The sequence below is a fragment of the Hominiventricola aquisgranensis genome (assembly GCF_040096225.1).
GTDB classification, from domain to species: Bacteria; Bacillota; Clostridia; order Lachnospirales; family Lachnospiraceae; genus Hominiventricola; species Hominiventricola aquisgranensis.
Genome location: NZ_JBBMFC010000075.1, coordinates 1 through 819 on the forward strand (window position 1 = coordinate 1; position 819 = coordinate 819).

At 50.9% G+C, this 819-nt stretch carries 1 protein-coding gene; it reads right to left on the bottom strand.

Annotated elements, in window-relative coordinates:
- Positions 1-653, bottom strand: a 653-nt coding sequence (locus WMO62_RS15770; protein WP_349145275.1) for an ABC transporter permease, incomplete at its 3' end; no start/stop codon positions are given.
- Positions 654-819: the final 166 nt, after the last annotated feature.

The following is an 819-nucleotide window of genomic DNA, read 5'->3' on the forward strand; positions in this document are numbered from 1 at the left end:
AGGGTCACGAACGCTCCGCCAAGTCCTGCCAGGAATCCAGACAGGATCACGCAGGTGTAACGAACTTTATATACATCAATTCCCAAAGACTCGCATGCTTCCGGATGCTCGCCCACTGCTCTTAAGTGAGCACCAAATCTGGTCTTATAGAAAACAAACCAGCAGACAAAGGCAAGCACAAATACCAGATACGCAACCGCATATACATTCAGCACGTTGTTCCAGAAGGATCCGGTCGGGAACACGCCCTCGAACAGCTTCGGCAGCTTACAGCTGGGATCCATGGCCGGTGTGTCAGAAGAATTGCTGTACATTGCTTTGCAGAGGAACAGGGCAAGACCCGGTCCTAAGAAGTTGATGGCTGTACCGGCGATAGTCTGGTCTGCATGGCAGGAAATACATGCAAATGCATGGATCAGTCCGAACAGGGCACCTGCCAGTCCTGCACACAGGAATGCGATCCAGCCATTGCCGGTGGTCAGTCCCATAACGGCTCCTGTGAAGGCTCCGATGGTCATCATACCCTCGATACCGATGTTGACCACTCCGCTCCGCTCAGAGAAGCAGGAGCCCAGTGCCGCCAGAAGAAGCGGCGGGGTTGCGATCAGGGTCGCATTGATCAGAAGACCCAGGTCTTTTATTAATTCATTCATCTTATTTCCCCTCCTTCTTCTTTGCTGCGTTTAATACAAAAATCTTAAATACATGGGCGATCGCGATCAGAAGAACTACACAACCCATGATAATATCAACTACCTCAGACGGTGCCTTTACGATACTCAGCTTGGATCCACCGTACTTCATGGCACCGTAGAACAG